28 protein-coding genes and 1 other RNA gene are annotated in these 24,955 nt (G+C 62.4%); 10 read left to right on the plus strand and 19 right to left on the minus strand.

What is annotated here, in order from left to right; all coding sequences use genetic code 11:
- The 6 genes from MK745_RS10625 to MK745_RS10645 all read right to left on the minus strand — a co-directional run.
- Positions 1-899, minus strand: an 899-nt coding sequence (locus MK745_RS10625) for an SPFH domain-containing protein (RefSeq protein WP_243613275.1), incomplete at its 3' end; no start/stop codon positions are given.
- A gap of 8 nt (positions 900-907) precedes the next feature.
- Positions 908-1,279: a DUF4160 domain-containing protein gene (locus MK745_RS19880; protein WP_431978968.1), complete on the minus strand. Its 372-nt coding sequence runs from the start codon at positions 1,277-1,279 to the stop codon at positions 908-910.
- A 13-nt stretch (positions 1,280-1,292) separates the two neighbouring features.
- Complete coding sequence (locus tag MK745_RS10630) at positions 1,293-2,219, minus strand: DUF2927 domain-containing protein (protein WP_243613276.1); 927 nt, start codon at positions 2,217-2,219, stop codon at positions 1,293-1,295.
- Positions 2,220-2,225: 6 nt separating this feature from the next.
- The gene (locus MK745_RS10635) at positions 2,226-3,425 is read right to left on the minus strand and encodes a toxic anion resistance protein (RefSeq protein ID WP_243613277.1); all 1,200 of its coding nucleotides are present in this window, start codon (positions 3,423-3,425) and stop codon (positions 2,226-2,228) included.
- Between the two features lie 20 nt (positions 3,426-3,445).
- Positions 3,446-4,333, minus strand: coding sequence for a 5-bromo-4-chloroindolyl phosphate hydrolysis family protein (locus MK745_RS10640; RefSeq protein ID WP_243613278.1), 888 nt, complete (start codon positions 4,331-4,333; stop codon positions 3,446-3,448).
- Between the two features lie 211 nt (positions 4,334-4,544).
- The gene (locus tag MK745_RS10645) at positions 4,545-5,471 is read right to left on the minus strand and encodes a pseudouridine synthase (RefSeq protein WP_243613279.1); all 927 of its coding nucleotides are present in this window, start codon (positions 5,469-5,471) and stop codon (positions 4,545-4,547) included.
- Between the two features lie 61 nt (positions 5,472-5,532).
- On the opposite strand from MK745_RS10645, the gene MK745_RS10650 reads away from it, so the two are divergent.
- Positions 5,533-5,982 carry a nucleoside deaminase gene (locus MK745_RS10650; protein WP_243613280.1) on the plus strand — a complete coding sequence of 150 codons (450 nt, stop codon included), beginning with the start codon at positions 5,533-5,535 and terminating at the stop codon, positions 5,980-5,982.
- 10 nt (positions 5,983-5,992) lie between these two features.
- Here MK745_RS10650 and MK745_RS10655 read toward each other — a convergent pair whose 3' ends face one another.
- Positions 5,993-6,688 carry a metal-dependent hydrolase gene (locus tag MK745_RS10655; protein WP_243613281.1) on the minus strand — a complete coding sequence of 232 codons (696 nt, stop codon included), beginning with the start codon at positions 6,686-6,688 and terminating at the stop codon, positions 5,993-5,995.
- A gap of 371 nt (positions 6,689-7,059) precedes the next feature.
- On the opposite strand from MK745_RS10655, the gene gatC reads away from it, so the two are divergent.
- The 5 genes from gatC (at position 7,060) to rnpB (ending at position 10,868) form a co-directional block, all read left to right on the plus strand.
- Complete coding sequence (gene gatC / locus MK745_RS10660) at positions 7,060-7,347, plus strand: Asp-tRNA(Asn)/Glu-tRNA(Gln) amidotransferase subunit GatC (protein ID WP_243613282.1); 288 nt, start codon at positions 7,060-7,062, stop codon at positions 7,345-7,347.
- The gene (gatA, locus tag MK745_RS10665) at positions 7,347-8,834 is read left to right on the plus strand and encodes an Asp-tRNA(Asn)/Glu-tRNA(Gln) amidotransferase subunit GatA (RefSeq protein WP_243613283.1); all 1,488 of its coding nucleotides are present in this window, start codon (positions 7,347-7,349) and stop codon (positions 8,832-8,834) included. Before gatC ends, gatA begins: the two co-directional genes overlap by 1 nt.
- A gap of 34 nt (positions 8,835-8,868) precedes the next feature.
- On the plus strand, positions 8,869-9,717 hold the full coding sequence (locus tag MK745_RS10670; RefSeq protein WP_243613284.1) for a hypothetical protein: 849 nt from the start codon (positions 8,869-8,871) through the stop codon (positions 9,715-9,717).
- A 71-nt stretch (positions 9,718-9,788) separates the two neighbouring features.
- A complete protein-coding gene (locus MK745_RS10675) occupies positions 9,789-10,397 on the plus strand; it encodes an N-acetylmuramoyl-L-alanine amidase (RefSeq protein WP_243613397.1) in 609 nt (202 codons plus the stop codon).
- A 77-nt stretch (positions 10,398-10,474) separates the two neighbouring features.
- Positions 10,475-10,868, plus strand: an RNA gene (rnpB, locus tag MK745_RS10680) — RNase P RNA component class A.
- Here rnpB and MK745_RS10685 read toward each other — a convergent pair.
- From MK745_RS10685 to MK745_RS10720, 8 genes are read right to left on the minus strand one after another with little or no spacing between them, the layout of a single operon-like run.
- Entirely contained in the window at positions 10,869-11,957 is a 1,089-nt protein-coding gene (locus tag MK745_RS10685; protein WP_243613285.1) for a hypothetical protein, read from the minus strand.
- 14 nt (positions 11,958-11,971) lie between these two features.
- Positions 11,972-13,030 (minus strand): ATP-grasp fold amidoligase family protein, encoded by a 1,059-nt coding sequence (locus MK745_RS10690; protein WP_243613286.1) that lies wholly within the window; start codon positions 13,028-13,030, stop codon positions 11,972-11,974.
- Positions 13,027-14,133 carry a hypothetical protein gene (locus MK745_RS10695; protein ID WP_243613287.1) on the minus strand — a complete coding sequence of 369 codons (1,107 nt, stop codon included), beginning with the start codon at positions 14,131-14,133 and terminating at the stop codon, positions 13,027-13,029. The genes MK745_RS10690 and MK745_RS10695 overlap by 4 nt, the downstream gene beginning before the upstream one ends.
- Positions 14,130-15,233 carry an ATP-grasp fold amidoligase family protein gene (locus tag MK745_RS10700; protein WP_243613288.1) on the minus strand — a complete coding sequence of 368 codons (1,104 nt, stop codon included), beginning with the start codon at positions 15,231-15,233 and terminating at the stop codon, positions 14,130-14,132. The genes MK745_RS10695 and MK745_RS10700 overlap by 4 nt, the downstream gene beginning before the upstream one ends.
- A gap of 14 nt (positions 15,234-15,247) precedes the next feature.
- Positions 15,248-16,336, minus strand: a complete 1,089-nt coding sequence (locus tag MK745_RS10705) for a hypothetical protein (RefSeq protein ID WP_243613289.1) — start codon at positions 16,334-16,336, stop codon at positions 15,248-15,250.
- A 4-nt stretch (positions 16,337-16,340) separates the two neighbouring features.
- Positions 16,341-17,423: an ATP-grasp fold amidoligase family protein gene (locus MK745_RS10710; protein ID WP_243613290.1), complete on the minus strand. Its 1,083-nt coding sequence runs from the start codon at positions 17,421-17,423 to the stop codon at positions 16,341-16,343.
- A 2-nt stretch (positions 17,424-17,425) separates the two neighbouring features.
- Positions 17,426-18,454 (minus strand): ATP-grasp fold amidoligase family protein, encoded by a 1,029-nt coding sequence (locus MK745_RS10715; protein ID WP_243613291.1) that lies wholly within the window; start codon positions 18,452-18,454, stop codon positions 17,426-17,428.
- 36 nt (positions 18,455-18,490) lie between these two features.
- Positions 18,491-19,531 (minus strand): ATP-grasp fold amidoligase family protein, encoded by a 1,041-nt coding sequence (locus tag MK745_RS10720; RefSeq protein WP_243613292.1) that lies wholly within the window; start codon positions 19,529-19,531, stop codon positions 18,491-18,493.
- A gap of 208 nt (positions 19,532-19,739) precedes the next feature.
- Between MK745_RS10720 and rpmG the strand changes: the two genes are divergently transcribed.
- Both rpmG and MK745_RS10730 read left to right on the plus strand, forming a co-directional pair.
- Entirely contained in the window at positions 19,740-19,907 is a 168-nt protein-coding gene (gene rpmG / locus MK745_RS10725; RefSeq protein WP_007814563.1) for a 50S ribosomal protein L33, read from the plus strand.
- A 112-nt stretch (positions 19,908-20,019) separates the two neighbouring features.
- Positions 20,020-20,526, plus strand: coding sequence for a GNAT family N-acetyltransferase (locus MK745_RS10730; protein ID WP_243613293.1), 507 nt, complete (start codon positions 20,020-20,022; stop codon positions 20,524-20,526).
- Between the two features lie 9 nt (positions 20,527-20,535).
- On the opposite strand, the gene MK745_RS10735 is transcribed toward MK745_RS10730, so the two are convergent.
- The 3 genes from MK745_RS10735 to MK745_RS10745 all read right to left on the minus strand — a co-directional run bounded on the left by MK745_RS10735 (position 20,536) and on the right by MK745_RS10745 (position 22,235).
- Positions 20,536-20,979, minus strand: a complete 444-nt coding sequence (locus MK745_RS10735; protein ID WP_243613294.1) for a hypothetical protein — start codon at positions 20,977-20,979, stop codon at positions 20,536-20,538.
- A gap of 154 nt (positions 20,980-21,133) precedes the next feature.
- Complete coding sequence (locus tag MK745_RS10740) at positions 21,134-21,871, minus strand: Bax inhibitor-1/YccA family protein (protein WP_243613295.1); 738 nt, start codon at positions 21,869-21,871, stop codon at positions 21,134-21,136.
- Between the two features lie 142 nt (positions 21,872-22,013).
- Positions 22,014-22,235 (minus strand): DUF1127 domain-containing protein, encoded by a 222-nt coding sequence (locus MK745_RS10745; RefSeq protein ID WP_243613296.1) that lies wholly within the window; start codon positions 22,233-22,235, stop codon positions 22,014-22,016.
- Positions 22,236-22,367: 132 nt separating this feature from the next.
- Between MK745_RS10745 and MK745_RS10750 the strand changes: the two genes are divergently transcribed.
- The gene (locus tag MK745_RS10750) at positions 22,368-23,285 is read left to right on the plus strand and encodes a LysR family transcriptional regulator (protein ID WP_243613297.1); all 918 of its coding nucleotides are present in this window, start codon (positions 22,368-22,370) and stop codon (positions 23,283-23,285) included.
- Here the strand turns inward: MK745_RS10750 and MK745_RS10755 are convergent.
- Positions 23,282-24,244: an NADPH:quinone oxidoreductase family protein gene (locus MK745_RS10755; RefSeq protein WP_243613298.1), complete on the minus strand. Its 963-nt coding sequence runs from the start codon at positions 24,242-24,244 to the stop codon at positions 23,282-23,284. The two genes, MK745_RS10750 and MK745_RS10755, sit on opposite strands and share 4 nt — an antisense overlap.
- Before the next feature lie 303 nt (positions 24,245-24,547).
- Between MK745_RS10755 and MK745_RS10760 the strand changes: the two genes are divergently transcribed.
- Entirely contained in the window at positions 24,548-24,916 is a 369-nt protein-coding gene (locus MK745_RS10760; protein ID WP_243613299.1) for a helix-turn-helix domain-containing protein, read from the plus strand.
- Positions 24,917-24,955: the final 39 nt, after the last annotated feature.

Here is a 24,955-nt window from a genome sequence, read left to right on the forward strand (position 1 = left end):
GGCGGGACTGCGGCGGCGCTGGGCTGCGGTGCGGGGCGGGCCCCCCCGGGGCCTTGGTTCGCCATTTGTTGCGCCATGGCCATGCCGACGCCCATGCCCATGCCTGCGCCCATGCCGGAATTGGGGGTGGCAGCGGCGGCGGTCATGGCTTCGGCGGCGGAGAACTGGGTATATTTGCCGAGGTCGCCCACGACGCCCATGGAGGTGCGTTTGTCCATCGCTTCCTCGACCGCGGGGGGCAGGGAGATGTTCTCGATGTAAAGCTCGGGCATTGACAGGCCGTATTCCGCGAGCGTGCCTGAGATTTCGGCGGCGACGAGCTTGCCGAGGTCGGCGGTGTTGGCGGCCATGTCGAGAACCGGGATGCCGGACGAGGCGATGACGCGGGAGAATTCCTGCACGATGATGTTGCGGATCTGGTAGGAGATCTCGTCCATGGTGAATTCGCCATCGGTGCCGACGATCTCGGTCAGGAAGCGGGCAGGATCGGTGACGCGGATCGCGTAGGTGCCATAGGCGCGCAGGCGCACGGGGCCGAATTCCGGGTCACGGCAGATGATCGGGTTCTTGGTGCCCCATTTCAGATCGGCAAAGCGCGTCGTGTTGACGAAGTAGATTTCCGATTTGAAGGGCGATTTGAAGCCGTGATCCCAATGGTTCAGCGTCGTCAGCACCGGCATGTTGTTGGTCTCGAGCATGTAGAGACCGGGGGTGAAGACATCCGCCAGTTGACCCTCATGGACGAAGACGGCGGATTGCCCTTCGCGCACGGTCAGCTTGGCGCCATATTTGATCTCGTGGCCTTCACGTTCGAAACGCCAGACCATCGTGTCGCGCGTGTCGTCGACCCAGTGGATGACGTCGATGAATTCGCCGGTGAGGAAATCGAAGATACCCATGTCTTTTCCTAGTTTTTTGTTTGAATTGACTTGGCAAGCTTTACCTTGCCTACAGTGCAATCGGATGGTCTTGAGTTGTTCCAGAATTCTATCAGATCGTTCTGCATTGCCGGGAAATGCCGTCTGACGTGTTTTACGACTTTTCGATCATTTCGCCCTGATAGGGGTGCGCCTGTAGTCAGATCGAATCGAGCGGATGCTCCTGAATTTGATACATGAAAGTGTGGTGGAGGATGTTCATTCGCAAATATCTCGAATTTGAAACCGCGCTGCAAGCATACAACGTTCTCTATCACTAGCTGTCGCGTTACACTGCCCTCTAAGCTTGAACGTAGCTTCGCGACAATTTTCTCAGGAACTTCAAGGATAGTCTGCGTCACGTGCAAAATCCTTTTAGTAATAGCGGCCCGCGAGGGAGCGGGCGAGGGTTTTGATCGTCGGGCGCGCGGCGTCGAGGGACATGCCAATAGAGAGCGCGGGGTTGTAGAGCATTTTCAGCAGCGCCTCGTCATGCGAGGTCAGGAGCGCGAACTCGTCATCGTCGTTGAAGATCGAGGGCCGGGCCTCGGGGCTGTCATTGGCGAGGCCAAGGCCTTGGGCGATTTCCTCGTGGTAGCAGGATTTGCGCAAGAGATCGGGGTGTTCTGCGCGCACCATGGCAATGGCAGTGCGGTAGGCGTTGGTATTGGTCTCGTCAGAGAAGGCCACCACAAGGCAGTGAATCTCGCGCGGGGTATGACGGAAGAGGCTCAGGGTCGCGTGGCTTGCACCGGGGATGATCTCGCGCACGCGGGCGAGCATCTCGGCACGGTCATCGGCGCCCATGACGAGCACATGAAAGTTCGCGCGGCGCGCGGCGGTGACAGAGATCGAATGGCCCGAGGCAGAGGCGAGGCGGGCGACGTAGTCCTTGACGGTCGCGGTATCGGCGCTGCGCATTGCGGCAGGCACGCTGGCGCCGAATTCGACCCCGACACGGACCGGCACATCCCAGCGGCGCAGCCCCCCGGCGCGGCCATTGGAGCGGCGCAAGCCACCGCCGCGCGCGTATTCATCGTAGAAAACGATATTTTCGAAGTTGCGTGCGAGCATGTCGGGGGTCACGGGCGTATCCGGCCCGCCGCCATCCTGACGCAGCAGACCACGGGCGATCAGGTCGGCCTGCACGCCCGAGTAGTAGTCGGCCAAGGCTTCGGAGCGCGCAGAGGGGCGCGGGGCCAGATCAGGCGCGGGTTTCTCCTGCGCAGGCGGCATAAGGCCTTCGCAGGCCGCAACCAGCGTCACGGCAGCCAGACATAGGAGACCCCGCAGGCGCGTCATCGTGGTTCAGCCTTTCGGTACAGCGGTGCCGGCGGTGTCGCCGAGACCGGTTTGTTTCGCCTTGGCCGCGGCGAGCGTGTCGCGCAGATCGGCCTCCATCTTCTTGAGGTCTTCCTCGGCGGCGGCGCGTTTGGCCTTGCCTTCGTCGGCGATCTGGAGGCTTTCCTCGATCGTGCCGATGAGGTCGGCATTGGCCTGTTTCACGGCTTCGATGTCAAAGACGCCGCGTTCCATTTCTTCGCGGATCATCTTGTTGCTTTCGCGCAGGTTCTTGGCGTTGGACGTCAGAAGTTCGTTGGTGAGGTCATTGGCGTCACGCACGGCGGCGGCGGCCTCGGCAGAGCGCTGGATGGTGACAGCCTGAGCCAATTGGGTTTCCCAGAGCGGCACGGTGTTGACCAGCGTCGAGTTGATCTTGGTCACCAGCGATTTGTCGTTTTCCTGTACCAAGCGGATCGAGGGCAGGGATTGCATCGTCACCTGACGGGTGAGTTTCAGGTCATGCACCCGGCGCTCGAGATCGTCGCGCGCGGCGCGCAGGTCGCGCAGTTCCTGCGCTTTCATCACCTGATCGTTCTCGGCGGCCGCTTCGACTTCGGCCTCCTTGGCGGGGATGTCCTTTTCGTCGAGTTCGGCGATCTTGGCTTCGCCGGCAGCGATGTAGAGGGCCAGCTCGTCATAGAAAGAGAGGGTCTTCTCGTAGAGCAGATCAAGCGATTTGATGTCCTTCAGGAGCGTGTGCTCGTGGGTCAGGAGATTGTCGGTGATGCGGTCGATCTGGCTCTGGACTTCTTCGAAACGCGCGGTGAATTTTGCAAACGGCGCGGCGCGGCCCAAGAGTTTCTCCCAGAAGGAGCGCTCGCGGCGCACGTCCAGTTCGGAGACGGAAAAGCCGCGGATCGTGGTGACGATGTTGCGCAGCGAGTCACCCGCCGGGCCGACATCCTTGTTGCGCACGTCCTGCAGCATGGCTTGCGAGATTTCCTGTAGCTCTGCCTGAGCGGCGGAGCCGAAATGCACGATTGAGCCGGTATCCGACATGTCGAGTTCGGCCATGCGTTTGGTGATCTCGGCGCTCAGGGGGGCGTCGGCCTCGGCAAGCGGCACCACAGCGGTGGCCTCGGTCGGTTCGGGCAGGATCACGGCGGTGACCTTGTCCGCTTCGGCAAGCGCGGCTTCGGCCTTCTGGCGGATGGTGTCGGACATGGCAGTATACCTCTTGGGGGTCAAAGGGATTGGCGGTGAATGCCCTCACGCGCAAGACGGTCGCGCAGCACGTCGATTTCGACGGTCAGGTCGCTATGGTCGTCAAGCAGCAGTTTCTCGGTGCGGGCGGCAAAATTCTGTTCGAGGTCGTCAAGCAGCGCTTCGTAGTCAGCGCGGGCCTCGGGGCTTCGGTTGTGGGCGTAGATATCGGCAAACTTGGCCGTCGCGTCGCGTGCGCCAAGGAGATAGACGCTCAAGTATTTGCGCGCGGCGGTGAGGTCGCGGGGGTCGTTCTCGACCGTGCGGAAGAGTGTGCGTGCGGCCTGTTGGAAACGGCCAACGCGGGCCTCGAGGCCGCGATCGCCACAGCGCAGGATGGCGTCATTCATGGCGGTGAGGTGTTTTTCGGCCTCGTCCACGGCGCGGGCCACGCGGTCGGTCTGATAGAGGTCGACGCCTTCAAGCCCCTTATCCTTGAGCGGGTCGAGGCCAAAAGCCAGCCCGTGCAATGCGGTGCCGACCACGGCGTAGATCACAGGCGCGCCGATCCCGCCGGTCGCGGCCCAGCCTGCAAGCGCCAAGCCTGCGCCGGTCAGCACGGAGCCAAGCATCTTGCGCGGCAGAGTGGGGCGGCGGGCGACTTTGCGCGCCTCATACGCCTCTTCGGCAAGCAGCCCTTCGCGTGTCAGCCATGCCGCGAGCAGCAGGAGGCCAAGGGCGGAGAGGTTCAGCGCCATTTGCACCGGGCCATTGCCGAACGCCTGCCAGATCAGGGGTAGGGGCGCGAGAAAGAGGAGATTGACGCGTCCGCCCGCACGGGTCCGGCGCGCGCCCTGAAAGGACGTGCTGGGCGTCGTGGTGTCGGATGTGCCATCGGGGCTAAACTTGCCGCCATATCGTTGTGCCATGTCACACGCCTCCTGCGATGGAGACGTAGACGATCAATATGACAAGCAGCCCAAAGGCCAGTTTTTGCAATCCGGTGCCGGACATTTGGCGTTCTTTCCTGCGAAACCTGCCAAAAATCTAGGGTTTTTATCGGCGGGGCGCTAGGGGGAAGAAGGGGCCACGCGCGTCAATTCGCCGGTTTTGCCGGGCGCGGGCGCGCTGGTGCGGGGTCTAGCGGCGACGGGAGCCGGGTTTGCCGGTTGGTTTGCCGGTCGCTTTGGCCATAGGTTTGCCTGTGGGTTTACCTGTGGCCTTCCCCGACGGTTTCCCGGCGGGCTTCGCCGTTGGTTTGCCTTTGGGCGGACCAGGGTTGCGGCTTCGGGTCGGCTTGGGGCGGGTCTCGGCCGGTTTGGCGCCGTCGAGGCCAAGCTGGTCGCGCACCACGCGGCGGCGCACTTCCTCGACCTCGCCGGATTTCAGATTGCCAAGCTGGAACGGGCCGTAGGAGACGCGGATCAGGCGGTTCACCGAAAGGCCCACGGCCTCCATCGCGCGGCGGATTTCGCGGTTGCGCCCTTCGCGGATGCCGACGGTCAGCCAGGCATTCGCGCCCTGTTGGCGGTCGAGACTCACGTCCATCGGCTGAAACTTTTCGCCCTCGAGGATGATCCCCTTGCGCAGCGGCGCGAGGGTTTTTTCCTCGGGGCGGCCATTGACGCGCACGCGATATTTCCGCAGCCACCCTGTTGAGGGCAATTCGAGCTGACGTTTCACACCGCCATCATTGGTCAGAAGCAAGAGCCCTTCGGAGTTGAGGTCGAGCCGTCCGACGCTCATCACGCGGGGCATGCCCTCGGGCAGGGCGTCAAAGATCGTCTCGCGGCCCTGTTCATCCTTGTGGCTTGTCACGAGGCCGGTGGGCTTGTGGTAGAGCCAGAGGCGTTCCGGCTCTGGTTCGGCAAGCGGTTTGCCATCGACCGTGATCCGGTCCTTTTCGGTCACGTTCAGCGCCGGGCTGTTGATTTTCTTGCCATTGACCGTCACGCGGCCCGCTTCGATCATACGTTCGGCTTCGCGGCGGCTTGCAAGGCCAGCGCGGGCAAGGACCTTGGCGATCCGGTCGCCCTTGGGGGCGTCTTTGGGTGTGTCTTGGCTCATAGACTGCTCCTAGCGCGGTTTGGGGGATTGCGAAAGGGCAATGGCACAGGCAGGAAGAGGTATGGTGTTTCGCAGCTACATGGATATCGCGCTGGATGAGGCGCGCGCCGCCGCAGAGCGCGGCGAGGTGCCGGTTGGGGCCGTCATCGTCTCGCCCGAGGGCGCGGTGGTGGCGCGGGCCGGGAACCGCACGCGGGAACTCTCAGACCCGACGGGCCATGCCGAAGTGCTCGCGATCCGGGCGGCTTGCAAGGCGGCGGGGAGCGAGCGGCTGCCGGGGCATGATCTCTATGTGACGCTGGAGCCCTGTCCGATGTGCGCGAGCCTGATCTCGCAGGCGCGGATCGCGCGGGTTTACTATGGCGCGGCGGACCCCAAGTCGGGCGGCGTGGCGCAGGGACCGCGGGTCTTTGCCCACCCCCAGAGCCATCACGTCCCCGAGGTCTATGACGGGATCAGCGCCCCGGAGGCCGAGGCGCTGCTCAAGGATTTCTTTGCCGAGCGGCGTTAGGGTCAGGACCCTAGATCTCGATCGCTTCCATGATTTGCGGCTCGATCACATCGACGCCGGGCAAGCCCTCGGCCAGCGCCTTGGCGTCCTGTTCGAGGATCGGGAAGGTGCGGTAGTGGCAGGGGATCACCGTCTTGAAATCGAAATAGCGTTTGGCGGCATAGGCCGCGCCTTTCATGTCCATGGTGAAATGGCCGCCTGCCGAGAGAATGCCGATATCGGGTTTGTAATAGTCTCCCATCCAATCCATGTCGGCCATGATCGCGGTGTCGCCGGAGATATAGACCGTGTGGCCTTCTGCCATGAGCATGAAGCCGACCTCGGAGCCGGCGGCCTTGGGGCCATCGGGCGTGCCGAAGGTCGAGCTATGCGAGGCGGGCACCATGGCGAGCGAGACGCCTTCGCCAAGGGACACGGTGCCGCCCTTGTTGAAGCCGACGGTGTCGAGATGCTCATGCTCGTTCCAGAAGGACATCAGGTCATATTGTCCGACAATCGGCACACCGAGTTTGCGCGCCAGCGGCAGCATGTCGGCGACATGGTCGAAATGGGCATGCGTCAGGATCAAATGCGTTGCGCCGGCGGTGGCGGTGTCGTGGTGTTCCTCCGGCAAGACGGGGTTACCGGTCAGCCAGGGATCGACAAGAAGCACGAGATCCGAGACCTCGATGCGAAAAGAGCCATGTCCGAGCCAGATGATTTTCATGTGAGCCTCCCGTTTTTTCGTGTTGGAAAGAGGAGACTAGCACGCGCGCGACATAAAGAAAGAGGCCGTGGCGTCTGCGCCTTCACGGGTTTGGCGTATTTGAGCAGAGAAGACGCCGGGGCTGCGCTTCCGTCTTCCTCTTGCCGGAAATATCCCGGGGGGTCTGGGGGGCTGGCCCCCCAGTTGAAGATGAGGTCTGGGGGGGCTGGCCCCCCAGTTGCCCCCCAATCTAAGGCGAGGTCTGGGGGCAGCTTTGCTGCCTCTGGAAGGGGCGAGAGCACGCCCTTGCCAGCGTCCGTGCCGGGTCAGTGCTTGCACCACTCCAAGGAGGGCGCTAAACGCTGGGGCCAAGTTGCAACCGGAGAAGCCCCATGTCGATTGACAAGGACACCGCCGCCCGCGTGGCCAAGCTCGCGCGGATCAAGGTCGAAGAAGATGCGCTGCCCGCGCTGGCGCAGGAATTCAACACCATCCTCGGCTTTATCGAACAGCTGAACGAGGTTGATGTCGACGGCGTCGAGCCGATGACCTCGGTGACGCCGATGCGTCTCAAGCGTCGTGAGGATGTGGTCACCGACGGGGATCAACAGGACAAGGTTCTCGCCAACGCGCCGGATGCGCGCGAGGGGTTCTTTGCGGTGCCGAAGGTGGTGGAATAATGACTGAACTGAATACGCTGACCCTGGCCGACGCACGCGACAAGCTGCGCAGCAAGGATGTGACCTCGGTCGAGTTGACCGAAGCCTGCCTCAAGGCGGCAGAGGGCGCAGGCGCGCTCAATGCTTTCGTGCATCACACCCCCGAGATCGCGCTGGAGCAGGCCAAGGCCGCCGATGCGCGGATCGCGGCGGGCGATGCGCCGGCGATGTGCGGTCTGCCGCTTGGCATCAAGGATCTCTTCTGCACCAAGGGCGTGCCCTCTCAGGCGGCCTCCGGCATCCTTGAGGGGTTCAAGCCACAATACGAATCGACCGTGACCCAGAACCTGTTCGATGCGGGCGCGGTCATGCTCGGCAAGCTCAACATGGACGAGTTCGCGATGGGCTCGTCGAACGAGACCTCTGTCTATGGCAACGCGATCAGCCCGTGGCGGCGTGGCAATGATGACGCCGCGCTGACGCCGGGCGGCTCGTCCGGTGGCTCGGCTTCGGCCGTGGCGGCCGATCTCTGCCTTGCTGCGACCGGCACCGATACCGGCGGCTCGATCCGCCAGCCTGCCGCCTTTACCGGCATTGTCGGCATCAAGCCGACCTATGGCCGTTGCTCGCGCTGGGGCATTGTCGCCTTCGCATCGTCGCTCGACCAAGCCGGGCCGATGACGAAATCGGTCCGCGACGCGGCGATCATGCTCGAGGCGATGTGCGGCCATGACCCGAAGGACAGCACGAGCGCCGAGCTTGCCGTGCCGAATTTTGAGGCCATGCTGACCGGTGATATCAAGGGCAAGAAGATCGGTATCCCCAAGGAATACCATATGGACGGTATGCCCGATGAGATCGAGGCGCTTTGGGCCGAGGGACGGGCGATGCTCAAGGCGGCTGGAGCCGAGATCGTCGATATCTCGCTGCCGCATACGAAATACGCCCTGCCGACCTACTACGTGATCGCGCCCGCCGAGGCATCGTCGAACCTCGCGCGCTATGACGGGGTGCGCTTTGGCCATCGCGCCAGCCTCGCGGCGGGTGACGGCATCACCGAGATGTATGAAAAGACCCGCGCCGAAGGTTTCGGCGACGAGGTCAAACGCCGGGTGATGGTGGGGACTTATGTGCTCTCGGCCGGGTTCTACGACGCCTATTACAACCGCGCCCGCAAGGTGCGCGCGCTCATCAAGAAGGACTTTGACGACGCCTTTGCCGCCGGGATCGATGCGATCCTGACGCCTGCAACGCCGTCTTCGGCCTTTGGTCTTGGCGAGATGAACGACGAAGATCCGGTCAAGATGTACCTCAACGACGTCTTCACCGTGACTGTGAACCTTGCCGGTCTGCCGGGCATCTCGGTGCCGACCGGTGTCGACCATCAGGGGCTGCCGCTCGGGCTGCAGCTCATCGGGCGTCCGTGGGAAGAAGGCGATCTGCTCAATACCGCCTATGCGCTGGAGTCCGCCGCCGGGTTTGTAGCCAAACCGGGAAAATGGTGGTAAAACCGCTCAAAACAAAACTGAGCAGGTCCGCGTCATGCGAGCATTTCTGACCGGCTGCGCCTTGGTGGCGCTGGCCGCGTGCCAACCGGCGATCCCCGACAGTGCTGCGGGGGTCGGGTTCGACAACGCCAATCTTTCGCCGCGTCCGGCGCCGAACAACGATACCGTGACGGCGGCGTTGCCACCGGCCTCGTCGGTTTCGGGCGAGCGGTTGGACGCGCCTGCAGGACAGGCTGTCGGGGCGCCGATGGCAACGACCGCACTGGCCGCAACGCCGAGCGCCCAAACCCGTCCCACTCAGGCCCGTCCAACCCCACAACCCGGATCCGAGGCGACCGCCGCTGCGGCAGCGGCGCTGGGTGCGTTGGAGGCACAAGAGGCCGGAGAACCCGCCGCGCCGCGCGTGCGCGCCCCCGGACAGGCCCAAACCACGCCGGACGGCATCGTGCACGCCAGCCCGAGCAACCCGGCGCCGACGCTGATGGACAACCCCGGCATCTCCGACGAGAACGACTTTGAAGCGGTCGGATCGCGGCGGTCGATTCAGGACGATGCGGCACGGCTTCAGGCCAATCGCGACAGCTATCAGGTGATCCAGCCCACAGCCGTGCCCAAGCGCACGGATACAGGGCCGAATATTGTCGCCTATGCGCTGAGCCTGACACACCCGGTCGGCACCAAGATGTATCGCCGGATCAATCTCTTGCCCAAGTCGCATACCGCCAAGGCCTGCGCGGGGTTCCCATCGTCAAACGATGCGCAGGCGGCTTTTCTTGCCAGTGGCGGGCCGAAACGCGACCGCAAGGGGCTTGATCCCGATGGTGACGGCTATGCCTGCGGCTGGAACCCGGAACCCTACCGGCGTGCGGCGCGCGGCGGGTGAGCGGCGGGCCGGATATCCGGCAGCATCCTTGCGAGAGCCATGGGCCGCGCCGAGAGGGCGCACGGCCCGACATGATTGTCCTGCATTACACAGGTATGGAAAACGCCGAGGCGGCGCTTGAGCGGCTGTGCGATCCGGAGGTCGAGGTTTCGGCGCATTACATGATCGCCGAGGATGGACGCATCTGGCAGATGGTCGACGAAGCGGCGCGCGCGTGGCACGCGGGCGCGGGGGAGTGGCGCGGGATCACGGACGTCAATTCCCGCTCCATTGGGATCGAGCTCGTCAACCGGGGCGATCATCCCTTTGCCGAGCCGCAGATGGCGGCGCTCGAGGCGTTGATGCGGGGCATCATGGCACGCTGGGCTATCGCGCCGGAGGATGTCATTGGCCATTCCGACATGGCGCCCGCGCGCAAATGCGATCCGGGCCCGCGCTTTGATTGGGCGCGGCTGGCGCGGGAGGGGCTGGCCTTGGCATTGCCCGAGGCGGCGAGGTCCGAACCGGACGCGGAGGCGTTTCGCTCCGCGGCGCGGGGCTTTGGCTTTCCTGATGTGGCGGATGATCTGTTGTTGCAGGCGGTGCGGCTTCGGTTCCGCCCTTGGGGGCGCGGTGATCTTGCGCCCGAGGATATGCGCCTCGCCGCCGCCATGGCGCAGGTCTGCTCTTCTTCTCTGTGAAAATACTCAAAACTCCGAACCGTGCCGCGCGCGCCGTCGATTGACGGGCCGGGCGCAAGCGCCTAAGTCGGGGGCGCGCAGGGGGCTGGATGGCCGCGGGGGCCGCAAGGTTCGCGAGGAAAGTCCGGACTCCACAAGGCAACGGTGCCGGGTAATGCCCGGCCGGGGAAACCCGAGGGAAAGCGCCACAGAGAACAAACCGCCTCCGTTTGCGGGGGCAAGGGTGAAAAGGTGGGGTAAGAGCCCACCGCGCCGCTGGTAACAGGGGCGGCATGGCAAGCCCCACCGGGAGCAATGCCGAATAGGGACCTCGCGCGGGATTGATCCTTCGGGATATCACCGCAGGGATGCTTTGGCCCAGAGGTCCGGGTTGGCAGCTAGAGGGGGCGCGGTAACGCGCTCTTTAGAAGAATGGTCATCCAGAGGGGGCAACCCCTTGGACAGAATCCGGCTTATAGGCTCCCTGCGCGTTTATTGCCCACCCGTCGCCAAGCGGGGATCGTCTGGCGCGTAGTGGCCAAAGCTGGTCTCTGTGGGCCAGCCAAGATCGGCGGCGATACGGCGGCCGTTCTCAAGACCGTCTGGCAGCTTCGAGAAATCATGCAGGTTCATGCGCAGGGCTTCCTTGGCGGGCGAGTCATAGTGAATGATCAGGGCGCCAGACGATATGGTGATTTCCCCAAGAAAGATGCGGTCGCCTTGGAACATGAAATCAACCCGGCAACTGGGAAGGTGCGCCGCGAGACGGCGCGTGGTTTCAAACATGGCGTCGCGATGCCTGTCCGGCAGGGCCTGTTCAAGGGAGGGGGTGTGGTCGCTGACCTTGCGTTCGATTGGTTTGAGGTCATCGTCCAGAACGCGGAAACCACCGAGGGTCGCGATCGGGTTCGACGCGCTATAGCCATGCGTGGTGAGGATCATATAGGGCTCGCCGAAGGCGCAAAAAATGTCGGTTTCGGTGATCGTCTCCACTGGCAGCACCGCTTCTTCCACCACGAGGCGGCGGGGAATGTCGCGATAGTGCAGCTCTCCATGGCGGCGCCAATGTTCGATATGCCAATAGCGACGCAGGAAACGGCGATAGGCGAAGGGGGTGACGGGCATGCCGGGACCGTGCAGGATATTCATCTTACAGCCGTCCGCGACCTTCAGCATCGCGGTCTGCGGAAGGTCGGAGAGATCAGCCGCCCAAGGATCGTCGTAGCCAACGATGAGCGCCGGGGGCTTGATCGGCGTATCGAGGTAGTCGCAAAGATGATGCATATCGACCTTGTCGGCGGCCAAGGGCATGAGCGGGTTTGGGTGGGTGAGGTAAAGCCCGCGCATCATTTCGCAATAGGCGGTGGGGTTGATGAAATCGGGAATGCGGCCCAAGGCTTGGGCCAAGGGAAAGGCCACGGCCTCGATATCGTTGCGGAAGGTGTTGTCGTAGATAAACGCCTGCCGCTCAGTGCGGGGCAGTGTGCGGGCGGCGCGTTCGGCGGCACGCGCGCGGGCTTCGATCTCGGCGATGTAGTCGCGGCAGTCCGCGGTCATGTCAGGCGTCATAGTTTGGGTCATGCCAGAACTTTTCCTTATTGCCCACCCGTCGCCAGACGGGGATCGTCGGGCGAGACATGGCCAAAGCTGGTCTCGGTCGGCCAGCCGAGTTTGGCGGCGATGCGGCGGCCTTGTGCGAGCGTGTCGGGCAGCAAGCCGAAATCGTAGAGTTCTGCGCGGCGGCGTTCGAGGCTGGGTGTCTTGTGCAGTTTGAAAAACCCCGAGGGCGATAGCGTCAGTTCGCTTAGGTAGCAGCGATCACCAATCAGCATGAAGTCGATGCGGCAATGTGGCAGCGGGGCGGAAAGACGGCGAGCGGTTTCGAGCATTGCCTCGCGCCACGGCTCGGGGAGGACTTCGCAGAGGGGTGCGATGGGGCGGTCATAATCGCGTGCGAAGGGGAGTATCTCGTCCTGTAGTGGGGTGAAGCGGCGCTCGGGGAAGGAGCGCACGAGATAGGGTTTCCCAAAGGCGCAATGGATGCCGGGTTCGCGGATGGTGTTTGCGGGAAGAAGTGCCTCTTCGACGAGGATACGCTTGGGAATATCGCGGTAGTGCAGCTCTCCGTGGCGGCGCCAATGGTCAATATGCCATTGTTCGCGCAGGAAGCGGCGGTAGGCGAAGGGGGTCACGGGCATGCCGGGACCGTGCAGGATATTCATCTTGCAGCCATCGGAAACCTTGATCATTGCGGTTTGCGGCAGGTCCGAGAGGTCGAGGTCGTGCGGATCGTTATGCACGGCGACTAGGCGCGGGGGCTTGATCGGGGTGTCCATGTAGTCGCAGTAGCGGCGCATCTCGATCTTGTCGGCCGCCAGCGACATCAGGGGGTTGGGATAGGTCAGATACAGGCTGCGCAGTTTCTCGCTATAGGTCGAGGGATTGCGGAAGTCCGGTATGCGGCCAAGGCCTTCGGCCAACGGATGTGCGACGGATTCGATGTCGTTCTGGAACGTCTGGTCGTAGATGAAGGCCTGTCGTTGCTGCCGTGGCAGGAACCGTGCCCGCCGACGCGCCTTGTTTGCGCGGGCTTTGATCCTTTCGAGAAAGAGCGCGCAATCCGGGGTCATTGTCGTGGCGGATGTGGTCATCATGTTGCGTGTCGCTCCTCGTGCCCACCTGTCGCCAGACGGGGATCGTCGGGCGAGACATGGCCAAAGCTGGTCTCGGTCGGCCAGCCGAGTTTGGCAGCGATGGCACGCCCTTGGGCAAGGCAGTCGGGGAGCTTGGAGAGGTCGAAGAGATCGCTATCCATCTTCTGTTGCTCCGGTTCATGGAAGAAATCGCGCAGGGCGACGGGCGAAATGGTGATTTCGCCGAGGAAACAGCGCCCTTCCGAGAGCATAAAATCGACCCGGCAATGCGGTAAAGGCGCGGCGAGACGGCGCGTGGTCTCGAGCATGGCGTCTCGGAACGGGTCGGGGAAGGCGGTCTCGAATGGGGGCGGGCGCATGTCTTCGTAGCGTTCGAGCGGTTTGAGACTGTCTTCGAGGGCAAGGATGCCGTCCACCGCGCCATAGAACCGGTCGGCGGCGTAGCCCGATTTGGTAATCGCCATATAGGGCCGCCCAAACGCACAGAAAACGCCTGTCTCCGAGAGGCGCTCGATGGGCAGGAGCGCCTCTTCCACCATGAGGCGGCGGGGAATATCGCGGTAGTGTAGTTCGGCGTGACGGCGCCAGTGGTCGATATGCCAGAACTGGCGCAGAAAACGGCGGTAGGCAAAGCGAGTCACAGGCATGCCGGGGCCGTGCAGCAGGTTCATCTTGCAGCCGTCGGAAATCTTGAGCATCGCGGTTTGTGGCAGCGATGAGAGGTCGAGATCCGCGGGGTCGTCATGCACGGCATGGATCTTGGGCGGGCGGATCGGCGTGTCGAAATGGGCGCAGTAGCGGGGCAGGAACACCTTGTCGGCGACCAGCGACATCAAGGGGTTGGGGTGCGTGAGGTAGAGGCTGCGGAGTTTTTCGGCATAGAGGAAGGGATCGCGGAAATCCGGCACCCGGTTGATCGCGGTTGCGAGGTGATAGGCGACGGCCTCAATCTCGTTGGTGAAGGTATGGTCATAGATGTAGGCCTGTCGCGCGGTGCGGGGCAGGGCGCGGGCCTCTTTCTCGGCGGTCCGTGCGCGGGTTTCGACCGCCTCAATCAGCGCGCGGCAGTCCGCTGTTGGCCTATCCGGGACGTAGGATTTCACCCTGAGAGGGCCTCGTCTTGCCCAGCCGTTGCCAGACGCGGATCGTCGGGCGAGATATGGCCAAAGCTGGTCTCGGTCGGCCAACCAAGGTTGGCGGCAATGCGCTTGCCCTCTGCGAGGAGGTCGTCGAGGCGCGACATATCGAGGAGGTTGCCGCGGATGATCTCGACCTCGGGGTCATCGGGCAGGAGCATCAGTGCGCCGGGCGAGAGGGTGATTTCGCCCACGACTGTGCGGTTGCCGAGGCGCATGAAGTCGATACGGCAATCGAGGAAGGGTTGGGAGAGGAGGCGCGACGTTTCGATGATGGCGTCGATTTGATCGGGTGGGCCGAGATCGTAAAGAGCGCGGGTTTCGCGAGCACCGCCCACAAGGCAATCGAGGCCGTCCTCGAGCGGAATATAGGCGCGGTCCTGAAGCCGTCCGTACCTATCGTGGGTCTTGGTGAAGAACATATAGGGCTTGCCCATGGCGCAATAGACGCCGCAATCGCGAAGCTCGTGGGACGGGAGCATGGCCTCTTCCAGAAGCAAGCGGCGGGGAATGTCGCGATAGTGCAATTCGCCGTGGCGGCGCCAATGGTCGTAGTGCCACAACTCCCAACGGAAATGACGCAGTGCGAATGGGGTGATCGGCATGCCGGGGCCTTGTTGCAGATGCATCTTGCAGCCGTCGTTCACCTTCAGAAAGCACGCCGGTGGCAGGGTCGCGAGATCGACCTCGCGGGGATCTTCGTAGGTGGCGAGGAGATCGAGCGGGGCAAGCGGCAGGTCGAACAGGTCGCAATAGGCGCGCAGGCCGATCTTATCGGCAACGAGGGGCATCAACGGGTTGGGGTGGGTCAGGTAGAGGCTGCGCAGTTTTTCGAGGTAGGTGCCGGGATTGGCGAAATCCGGGATACGCCCGAGCACGCGAGCGAGGGGGTAGGCGACGGCCTCGATGTCGTTGCGAAAACTCGCGTCATGGATATAGGCCCCTCGTTTGACCCGCGGCAGCCACTGCGCCCTGCGCCGGGCGCGCCGCCTGCGTGTCTCGACGCCTTGGACAAAGGCGCGGCAGGCGTCGGTCATCTTGGTGGCGGGCGGTGGGCTTTTCGACATGGTCTATCTTCGTCCTAGCGCCCGCCCGTGGCCAAGCGGGGATCGTCTGGCGCGTAGTGGCTAAAGCTCGTTTCCGTCGGCCATCCGAGGTCGGCGGCGATCTTGCGTCCCTGTTCCAGACAGTCCGGCAGTTTGGAGAAATCGAACAAGGACATGCGTAGATCCTCCTGAGCCTGGGTTTCATAGGGGCTGGCGAGGGCCGCAGAGGAGACGGTGATCTCGCCAAGGAAACAACGATCGTCAAGGATCATGAAATCGACCCTGTAATTGGGTAAAGAATGACCGATAAGCCGCGCTGTTTCCAGCATATCTTTTTCAAAGCGGGCTGGCATCGCGTCGGTGTAGCGCGGCCGTCCAAGGTGTTTGTCGCGCTCAAGGAGTTGCAGGCGATCTTCCATCGCGCGGTAGCCGCCGATCGTGGCTTCGGGGCGATTTGGGGCATATCCGGCCTTGGTCAGGATCATATGTGGCTTGCCAAAAGCGCACATGAGACATGTCCCGGTGATGCGTTCAATAGGCAGGATGGCTTCTTCGATGACGAGGCGGCGGGGGATGTCGCGATAGTGCAATTCGCCGTGGCGGCGCCAATGTGCGAGGTGCCAGTTTTGACGCAGGAAACGGCGATAGGCGAAGGGGGTCACAGGCATGCCGGGACCGTGCAGAATATTCATCTTACAGCCGTCCGCGACCTTCAGCATCGCGGTTTCCGGCAGGTCGGAGAGATCGAGGGACCAAGGATCGTCCGTTGCACCATAAAGCGCCGTGGGCTTGATTGGCGTATCGAGGTAGTCGCAAAGATGATGCATGTCGACCTTGTCGGCGGCCAAGGGCATGAGCGGGTTTGGATGGGTGAGGTAAAGCCCGCGCATCATTTCGCAATAGGCGGTGGGGTTGATGAAATCGGGAATGCGGCCCAAGGCTTGGGCCAAGGGAAAGGCCACGGCCTCGATATCGTTGCGGAAGGTGTTGTCGTAGATGAACGCCTGCCGCTCAGTGCGGGGCAGTGTGCGGGCGGCGCGTTCGGCGGCACGCGCGCGGGCTTCGATCTCGGCGATGTAGTCGCGGCAGTCCGCGGTCATGTCGGTGGTGGTGCGTGAGGCCATGGTCTTACTGCCCGCCCGTCAGGAGGCGCGGGTCGTCCGGGGCGATGTGTCCGAAGCTCGTATCGACCGGCCAGCCAAGGGAGTGGGCAATGGCGCGGCCTTTCTCGAGGAAGTCTGGCAGGCGGGTGAGGTCATAGAGGCTTCCGAGGAGGTTTTCCTGATCGAGGCTGTCGTAGGGTTTGGTGAACGCCGCAGAGGAGATGGTGATCTCGCCAAGGTAGCAGCGATCGTCGATGAACATGAAATCAATTCGACAGTTGGGCAGCGGTGCAGAGAGGCGGCGCGCGGTTTCGAGCATTGCCGCGCGGTGGCGCTCGGGCCAGGCGACCTCATAGGGGGGCGTGACGAAATCGGCATAGCGTTCGAGTGGTTTCAGGCGCTCTTCGAGGGCGATGTAGCCGCCGTTCCTACCGGCATGCACATCCGCGCTATAGCCGGTCTTGTTGAGAGACATGTAGGGCGTGCCAAAGGCGCAGAAGACACAGGTTTCGGTCAGGCTTTCGATCGGCAGCAGCGCCTCTTCGACGAGGAGGCGGCGCGGGATGTCGCGGTAATGCAGCTCGGCGTGGCGCCGCCAGTGATCGACATGCCAATAGCGGTTCAGAAAGCGGCGCAAGGCGAAGGGTGTGACCGGCATACCGGGGCCGTGCAGGATATTCATCTTGCAGCCATCGGAGATCTTCAGCATGGCCGTCTGCGGCAGGTCCGAGAGGTCAAGCTCTGACGGGTCGTCAAAGGCGGCATAGAGCTTGGGCGGGCGGATTGGCGCGTCCATGAGATCGCAGTAGCGGTGCATCTCGACCTTGTCGGCGACCAGCGACATCAGCGGATTGGGATGGATGAGGTAGAGGCTCCGCATCTTTTCGCAGTAGGTTGTCGGGGTGGCGAAGTTCGGCACCCGGCCTATCGCCAAGGCGAGTGGATAGGCGACGGCCTCGATCTCGTTCTGGAATGTCGCGTCGTAGAGGAAGGCTTGCCGTGCGGTGCGGGGCAGGGAGCGCGCCTGTTTCTCTGCCAGAGCCTTGCGCCGTGCCACACCGTCGACAAGGGCGTGGAACGCAGTGTCGGAGGGAAGGCAGGTGGTCATATCTACTGTCCGCCGGTGGAAAGCCTTGGGTCGCCAGTGAAATGGCCAAAGCTGGTCTCGGTGGAGTAGCCAAGCTCCTGCGCAATCTTGCGACCGCGCTCGACGAACTCCGGCATGCGGGATGGGTCGAGCAGCGCTGTGCGCACGCGTTCATGTTCGGGCGTGTCGAGCATGTGGTAATATCCCCCCGGCGAGAGCGTGATCTCGCAGAGCGCAAGGCGATCACCGTTGCGCATGAAATCAATCCGGCAATGGTAGAAGTTCTGCGACAAGAGTCGTGCGGTCTGAATCATGGCGTCGACCTCAGCATCGGTGCCAAAGGCAGAACGGGGCGCGGAAAAGTATTTCCCGTTGAGCGTTTCAAGCGGCCTAAGGCCGTCCTTGAGCGCCGTGCGGTGGGTTTCGTCGAGAATGATATAGGGCTCGCCCATGACGCAGAAGATGCAAGGATCCTTGATCGTCTCAGCCGGTAGAAGCGCTTCTTCGACGAGGATGCGTTTGGGGATGTCGCGGTAGTGCAATTCAGCGTGGCGGCGCCAGTGGTCGACATGCCAGAACTGGCGCAGAAAGCGCCGATAGGCAAAACGGGTCACAGGCATGCCGGGGCCGTGCAGCAGGTTCATCTTGCAGCCATCCGCGATCTTGATCATCGCGTTCTGAGGCAGGTCGTCCGGCACCAGATCATCGGGATCATCAAACACCTCGAAGAGGCGGAGCGGGCGGATCGGAAGGTCGAACAAGTCGCAATACTCACGCATGGCGATTTTGTCGGCCGCGATCGCCATGAGCGGGTTCGGATGGGTGAGGAACTGTGCGCGCAGGTGTTCGGAATAGGCGGTCGGGTTTGCGAAATCCGGGAGTCTGCCGAGGCTTTCGGCAAGGAAGAAGGCGACGGCTTCGATCTCGTTCTCAAAGCTTTGTTCGTAGATATAGCGGTGTTGATCCGCGCGGGGCATCCATTTGGCGCGCTTCTCTGCCTGTTGGCGGCGCGTGCCGATGCGCTCCAGAAATGCGCGGCATTCGGGTGTCATAGTTGGGGGATCCTGCGTCGTCATCTTCGGCCTTCTTTATTGCCCCGCGGTCGTCAAGCGCGGCTCTCCTGCGAAATGACCATAACTTGTATCGGCGGAAAGATTGAGAGCCTTGGCGATGGTGCGACCCTTTTCCACGTATTCAGGCAGGCGTGACATATCGAGGAGATCGCCGCGCATCCTTTCGAGGGCAAAAGGCTCGAGCCAATCATGGTGGCCGCGGGGCGAGAGGGTGATCTCTCCGAGGTAGAGGCGCCCGCCGACGCGCATGAAATCGACGCGGCAATGGAACAGCGCGGCGGAGAGCTTGCGAGCGGTGTCGAGCATGCGCTCGAGTTCCTCGGGGCTTGCGAGATCGCTAAGCGGGGTCGAGACACGGCCGTTCTGTCGTTCGAGTGGAGCGAGCTCGGGGCGTAGGGCGGCCATGCGCGAGGGTGGGGCGAAGATCATGTAGGGCGTGCCCGTCACACAATAGACGCCAAGCTGGGGGATGTCCTCGGCTGGCAAAAGGGCTTCTTCGACGAGGAGACGCTTGGGGATGTCGCGGTAATGCAGCTCTGCGTGGCGGCGCCAATGGTCGATATGCCAGAACGTTCTCAGAAATCGGCGGTAGCGGCGGCGGGTGACCGGGGTCTTGGGGCTATGCAGCAGGTTCATGGCACAGCCGTCGGAGATCTTGATCATCGCCGCCTCGGGCAAGTCACGGGGATCGAGCGTATGCGGGGAATCATGCACCGCAAGCAGCCTTGGGGGCTGGATGGGCAGGTCGAACAGGGCGCAGTAGTCGCGCATGGCGACCTTGTCGGCCGCGATGGCCATGAGCGGGTTGGGGTGCGTAAGGAATTGGCCGCGCAGCTTTTCGGTGTAGGTCTTGGGGGTGGCGAAGTCGGGAATCTCGCCGGTCTTTTCGGCCAGAAAGAAGGCCACGGCCTCGATATCGTTGTGGAAGGTCTGGTCATAGATGAACCGATCGCGTTCAGCGCGGGGGCGCAAGGCGGCGCGCAGATGAGCCCGCAGCGCCCGACGACGCACGTCAGAGAGGACTTTCGCGCAGGCTGGGGTCATATCGGTCGGCATTGCGACCCCTTCTTTCGGTTCTTCTGCAGCAGCATTTTCTCCTGTATACACCTCGGAGAACAGCCAAATCGCCTTTTCCGTCACGGATTTTTTGCATTTCGCCGCTTTTCCGCGAAGAGGCCCATTGACTCGCAGCCTAGCATCCTTAAAAGGCAGGCTTCATGAGATTTTCACGGGCACATCTGCTGCCCGGCGCAGGAGAAGAACAATGGCGAAGCCGACGACCATCAAGATCCGTCTGAACTCGACCGCGGGCACGGGCCATTTCTACGTGACCAAAAAGAACGCGCGCACCATGACCGAAAAGATGGTCGTACGAAAGTACGACCCGGTGGTGCGCAAGCATGTCGAGTATAAAGAAGGCAAGATCAAGTAAGATCCCCCTTCAGACACATGCAAAAGCCGCGCCACCCTGGCGCGGCTTTTTGCTTTAGAGGGCATCCAGTCGCGCCGACTCTCCCCAAGATCGACGCCAAAGGACGCCCCACATGTCTTCAGAAATCCATATCCGCCCTGCACGCCCCGCCGATCGGTCGGCGGTCACGCAGCTCTTTCGCCGCGCCTATCCGCCGCTCCTTGCCCCGGATTATGATCCTGGCGTGTTGCGTGCGGCCTTGCCGCTCATCACCACGGCGCAACCTGCGCTCTTGGATTGCGGCACCTATTTTGTCGCCGAGGACGCGGCTGGGCGTGTTGTGGGGGCGGGCGGATGGACCGATGTCAGCCCGGCGCGCGGCGTGGGGGCAGAGCGGCAAGGGCATGTGCGCCACGTGGCGACCGATCCCGGGCGGTTGCGTCAAGGCGTGGCGCGGCGGCTTGTCGAGACGTCGCTCGCGTCGGCGCGGGAGTTTGGCATGGAGCGCCTTCACTGCATGAGCACCCGCACGGCGCAGAGTTTCTATCACGCGATGGGGTTCGAACCTGTGGGCGAGATCGAATTGACACTGGCGCCGGGGGTGTATTTCCCGGCGGTGCAGATGCAGCGCGGCCTATAGACGGGGGGCTTAGTCGACGATGGTGGCGTTCTCGAGGATGGCAGCTTGCCATGTCTCGGGATCGGTCACCGGGGTCAGGGTGCCGCGCAGGGTCACGCGGCGGCTTTCTTCGAAGCTCGGGATAGTGTCGTTGAGCGCGACCTGAAGGGAGGCACCGTGGTCGGCGCTGCCGCAGAGGGGGCAGAGGCCCATGTCGGAGACGAGGATCAATTCGCGGATGGTTTCACCGGGGAGCGCGGGCACGGCATAGCCAGTGATCTCGACCTCGAGCGCGCCTTTGCGCAGCGCCTCGGGGAAGGATTTGCGCACTTCGTAGGAGTTTTCGGTCACGATCTCTTCGATCTCGATCTGGTCGAGGACCTGCCACACATCCTTGGGCGCGGCGGTTTCTGCCGTGGCGCCATGGGCGGTGCTTGCAAAGGTCGCGGCGAGGGCGAGGCGGGTGATGGTCATGGAGAGGCTCCCGAAACATACGTCGCGCGCACTATGCCTTTGGGGGACGGAGATGGGAATCCCCTATTTCGACGCGGTTGCGGGAATCTGCCGATGCAAAGAAAAGGGCCGATCCCGAAGGACCGGCCCGATGTCTTAGGTCATGTTGCGAAGGTTATTCGCGATTGCCGAAGAGCTGCAGCAGGAACATGAACATGTTGATGAAGTCCAGGTAGAGGCTCAGCGCGCCCATGATGGCGGCCTTCCCAAGCCATTCCTGATCGCCCGAGTGGGCGTGCTGCAGGTAGGTGTTCTTGATCTGTTGAGTGTCATAGGCGGTCAGGCCAGCGAAGATCAGCACACCGAGGATCGACACGGCGAAAGCAATCGCGGGCGAACCAAGGAAGATGTTGATGATCGAGGCGACGAGGATACCGATCACACCCATGATGAGGAACGACCCCCAGCCAGAGATGTCTTTTTTCGTGGTGTAGCCCCAGAGCGAGAGACCCGCAAAGGCGATCGAGGTCACGAGGAACACTTGCGCGATGGAGTAGCCGGTGAAGGCCACGAAAATCCACGACATCGACAGGCCCATCACGGCCGCGAAAACCCAGAAGAAGAGCTGGGCGCCAGCGGCGGAGAGGCGGTTGATCGCAGCGCCGAAGGCAAAGACCATGATCAGCGGGGCAAACATGACGATCCAGCCGAGGATGTTCGGCTGCAGCGTGGCGGGATCACGGAAGACCGACAGAAGCGCCGGCGACGTGCCCACGGCCCAAGCCACGAGGAAGGTCACGAAAGTGCCCACGGACATCGTGCCGTAGACCTTGTTCATATGGGCGCGAAGCCCTTCATCAATCGCAGCCGTGCGGGTGCCCGCAGCGGTCCGGATCGTATTAAAGTCAGCCATTCAAGCCTCCGATGGTTAAACTTTTCGAGCCGCCCGAACGCATCGGGCGGCCTTCAAGGAAAATATCGGGGAGGTTGGCCCCTTTTTCAAGTCACGCTCATGCAAAATCGTGCGAAATTCTGCGAGAGGATCCGTGGCTTGATCAGCAGCGCCAAGCGGCGGGAACGTCCCAGACCGGGCGACGGGCTTCTGCGTCGGCGGCGCGGCGCGAAATGCCCATATCTTCAAGGCTGCGGCTGTCGAGCTTGGCGAGCGCACGGCGCTGGCGGGAGAGCTCGGCAAAATCGGTCAGCGAGAGGCTTTTGCGCGCGGTGGAGCGGAAAGAGAGGCCGACTTGGCGACCCAGGCTGGTAAGAATAGTCATCGTCTGGTCCTTTCTTCGATGTATTTGCGATGGATTTCTTTGCTTCCATCAGTATGCTTGATGCATATGCCAATTCGTGGTGTATATTGAAGGCGAATGTTTGTGACATAAAGCATCACGGAAATTGATGATATGCGAAATCTTGACGTCACCACCCTGCGCAGTTTTGTGGCCGTAGCCGATCTCGGCGGGGTCACGAAGGCAGCCGGGTTTCTGCATCTGACCCAATCGGCGGTCTCCATGCAGTTGAAAAGGCTTGAGGAATTGATCGGTGTCGGCCTTCTTGACCGATCCGGGCGCGGCATTGCCCTGACCGCCGAAGGCGAACAGCTTCTGGGGTATGCCCGGCGGATGGTGACGCTCAACGACGAGGTGATTCGACGGCTCACCCATGAAGAATTCGAGGGCGAGATCACGCTTGGGGTGCCGCATGACATCGTTTACCCGGTGATTCCGCGTGCGATGCAGCAGTTCGCAGCCGCCTATCCGCGTGTCAAAGTCCATCTGATCTCGTCGTACACGCGCGATCTCAAGCCGCGGTTCGACAAGGGCGAGATGGATATCATCCTCACCACCGAAGGCGAAACCGGTGCGGGGGCGGAAGGTCTTTGTTCCTTGCCGCTGGCCTGGATCGGGGCGCCGGGCGGGGCGACATGGCGGCGGCGTCCGTTCCGCTTTGCCTCGGGAGACAATTGCCTCTTCCGGGCCAAGGCGATCCGGGCGCTTGATGATGCGGGGATTGAATGGGAGATGGCTGTTGCCACCTCCTCGGAGCGCACGGTCGAGGCAACGGTGAGCGCCGATCTCGGGGTGATGGCGATGATCGAGGGCACGCAGGCGCCCTATTTCGAAGTCATCGAGCATGGCGGCACGCTGCCGGATCTTGGCGAGCAGCATATCAACATGTATGGCGCCGACCCGAGTAAGGGCGAGTTGGTCAACTTCCTCGCGGGGCTGCTGCGCACCGGGTTCAAGCCGATGCGGGGGCGCTATGAGCTTTCGACAGCCGAGAAGCGCCTTGTCGCAGGCGCGGGGGTCGGTGCGATCTAGTCGATCGTCACAACGACTTTGCCGGTCGATTTGCGGGTGCGCAGGAGGTTCATCGCCTCGCCCGCCTGTTCCAGCGGCAGGGCGTGGCTGACGTGGGGCTTGAGGCGCCCGTCTGCGTACCAGGACAGGAGCGTGGCAAGGCTCTCGGTGATGACCGAGGGTTTGAAGGCGAGGTAGCCGCCCCAGTAAAGCCCCATGACCGTCAGGTTTTTCACAAGCAGGTGGTTCGCAGGCACTTGCGGGACATCGCCGCTTGCAAAGCCGATGGGCAGCAGGCGGGCCTCGGGGTTGCAGGCGCGGAAGGCGGCCTTCCATTGTTCGCCGCCTACTGGATCATAGACCACGTCGGCCCCGCCAAGCGCTTTGACCTCGGCGCGGATGTCGGCGGTCGTGGCATCGAGCAGGTGGTCGGCACCGGCCTTTTCTGCCACGGCGAGCTTGTCCGCACCGCGCGCGCAGGCGATCACATTGGCGCCCATGAGCTTGCCGATCTCCACCGCCGTCAGGCCCACGCCTCCGGCCGCACCAAGGACGAGGAGCGTCTCTCCCGGTTGTAGGCGGGCGCGGTAGTCGAGCGCGACGTGGCTTGTGCCATAGGCGACCATGAAGGCGGCGGCGTCCGCATAGGGCATGTCATCGGGGAGAGGCACCGCGCGGCGGGCTTCGAAACAGCCATATTCCGCGAGGCCGCCATGCCCGGCAAAGACCGCAACGCGTGTGCCTGGTGCCGGGCCGTCCGTGTCGGGGCCAAGCGCATCTACGACACCAGCGATTTCCATGCCGCCCACGAAAGGCAGGGCGGGCGTATCCTGATACGTGCCTTTCTGCATCAGAAGATCGGCGAAATTCAGACCACAAGCGTGGATTCGCACCCGAATCTCTCCGGTGCGCGGTTCCGGCATCGGCAAGTCTGCAAGGGCAGGGGGCGTGTCGTGGGACGTGATCTGGTAAGCGCGCATATCTTCCTCCGTGGCAACCTTAAGGGTTGGTTTACCGAGAAACGGATTTTTGTCAAAAAATCCATGGCAGTCAGTTAGTTTCCGTAGGGGAAGGTATGGACACAGATCAGCTTTTGATTGAAATCTTCTCTATTCGATTAGCCGCTCACTTGTGCAAATATTCTTGATTAAAGGGCGGAAAGCACTAGTGTTGAGGCACCAAGGTAGTCACCCTATGGTTACGGACATTGTCCGGAACGGTTCGCTGACTGAGCGTTGCGTGAAGCAAGTGAACCGTAGCCAATTGAGAAAAGGAGACGTTCTATGGCCCATCCAGTGGACGTGCATGTCGGTAAGCGTATTCGCCAAAGGCGTTGGCTTACGGGTATGACCCAACAGCAGCTGGCCCAGAAGGTCGGAATTAAGTTCCAACAGATTCAGAAATATGAAACCGGCGCCAACCGCGTCAGCGCGTCCCGCCTCTGGGATATTGCAGATGCCCTTGATGTGCCGGTGAGCTTCTTCTTCGAAGGTATCGAAGCGGAAGAAACCGAAGAGAGCACAGCAAGTGTTCCTGCCGATATCATGGGAGACAAGGAAGCCCTTGATCTCGTCCGGTCGTATTACTCGATCCCTGAAAACCAACGCCGTCGCCTGTTCGAGCTGGCCCGGGTCTTATCTGACGTCGCTTGAGTTCCACGCGGCCCTACGCTAGCGGTTGATGCAAGCGAG

It is taken from the genome of Shimia aestuarii (genome assembly GCF_022814865.1).
GTDB classification, from domain to species: Bacteria; Pseudomonadota; Alphaproteobacteria; order Rhodobacterales; family Rhodobacteraceae; genus Shimia; species Shimia aestuarii_A.

Coding starts and splice junctions, on each gene's coding strand:
- gatC (WP_243613282.1), top strand. CDS start 7,060: ATGTCGATTGACAAGGACACCGCCGCCCGCGTGGCCAAGCTCGCGCGG.
- MK745_RS10750 (WP_243613297.1), top strand. CDS start 22,368: ATGCGAAATCTTGACGTCACCACCCTGCGCAGTTTTGTGGCCGTAGCC.
- MK745_RS10745 (WP_243613296.1), bottom strand. CDS start 22,235: ATGACTATTCTTACCAGCCTGGGTCGCCAAGTCGGCCTCTCTTTCCGC.
- MK745_RS10700 (WP_243613288.1), bottom strand. CDS start 15,233: ATGTCGAAAAGCCCACCGCCCGCCACCAAGATGACCGACGCCTGCCGC.
- MK745_RS10740 (WP_243613295.1), bottom strand. CDS start 21,871: ATGGCTGACTTTAATACGATCCGGACCGCTGCGGGCACCCGCACGGCT.
- MK745_RS10675 (WP_243613397.1), top strand. CDS start 9,789: ATGATTGTCCTGCATTACACAGGTATGGAAAACGCCGAGGCGGCGCTT.
- MK745_RS10685 (WP_243613285.1), bottom strand. CDS start 11,957: ATGACCCAAACTATGACGCCTGACATGACCGCGGACTGCCGCGACTAC.
- MK745_RS10720 (WP_243613292.1), bottom strand. CDS start 19,531: ATGCCGACCGATATGACCCCAGCCTGCGCGAAAGTCCTCTCTGACGTG.
- MK745_RS10645 (WP_243613279.1), bottom strand. CDS start 5,471: ATGAGCCAAGACACACCCAAAGACGCCCCCAAGGGCGACCGGATCGCC.
- MK745_RS10715 (WP_243613291.1), bottom strand. CDS start 18,454: ATGACACCCGAATGCCGCGCATTTCTGGAGCGCATCGGCACGCGCCGC.
- MK745_RS10650 (WP_243613280.1), top strand. CDS start 5,533: ATGGTGTTTCGCAGCTACATGGATATCGCGCTGGATGAGGCGCGCGCC.
- MK745_RS10735 (WP_243613294.1), bottom strand. CDS start 20,979: ATGACCATCACCCGCCTCGCCCTCGCCGCGACCTTTGCAAGCACCGCC.
- MK745_RS10755 (WP_243613298.1), bottom strand. CDS start 24,244: ATGCGCGCTTACCAGATCACGTCCCACGACACGCCCCCTGCCCTTGCA.
- MK745_RS10710 (WP_243613290.1), bottom strand. CDS start 17,423: ATGACCACCTGCCTTCCCTCCGACACTGCGTTCCACGCCCTTGTCGAC.
- MK745_RS10730 (WP_243613293.1), top strand. CDS start 20,020: ATGTCTTCAGAAATCCATATCCGCCCTGCACGCCCCGCCGATCGGTCG.
- gatA (WP_243613283.1), top strand. CDS start 7,347: ATGACTGAACTGAATACGCTGACCCTGGCCGACGCACGCGACAAGCTG.
- MK745_RS10705 (WP_243613289.1), bottom strand. CDS start 16,336: ATGGCCTCACGCACCACCACCGACATGACCGCGGACTGCCGCGACTAC.
- MK745_RS10760 (WP_243613299.1), top strand. CDS start 24,548: ATGGCCCATCCAGTGGACGTGCATGTCGGTAAGCGTATTCGCCAAAGG.
- MK745_RS10630 (WP_243613276.1), bottom strand. CDS start 2,219: ATGACGCGCCTGCGGGGTCTCCTATGTCTGGCTGCCGTGACGCTGGTT.
- MK745_RS10635 (WP_243613277.1), bottom strand. CDS start 3,425: ATGTCCGACACCATCCGCCAGAAGGCCGAAGCCGCGCTTGCCGAAGCG.
- MK745_RS10690 (WP_243613286.1), bottom strand. CDS start 13,030: ATGATGACCACATCCGCCACGACAATGACCCCGGATTGCGCGCTCTTT.
- MK745_RS10640 (WP_243613278.1), bottom strand. CDS start 4,333: ATGGCACAACGATATGGCGGCAAGTTTAGCCCCGATGGCACATCCGAC.
- rpmG (WP_007814563.1), top strand. CDS start 19,740: ATGGCGAAGCCGACGACCATCAAGATCCGTCTGAACTCGACCGCGGGC.
- MK745_RS10655 (WP_243613281.1), bottom strand. CDS start 6,688: ATGAAAATCATCTGGCTCGGACATGGCTCTTTTCGCATCGAGGTCTCG.
- MK745_RS10670 (WP_243613284.1), top strand. CDS start 8,869: ATGCGAGCATTTCTGACCGGCTGCGCCTTGGTGGCGCTGGCCGCGTGC.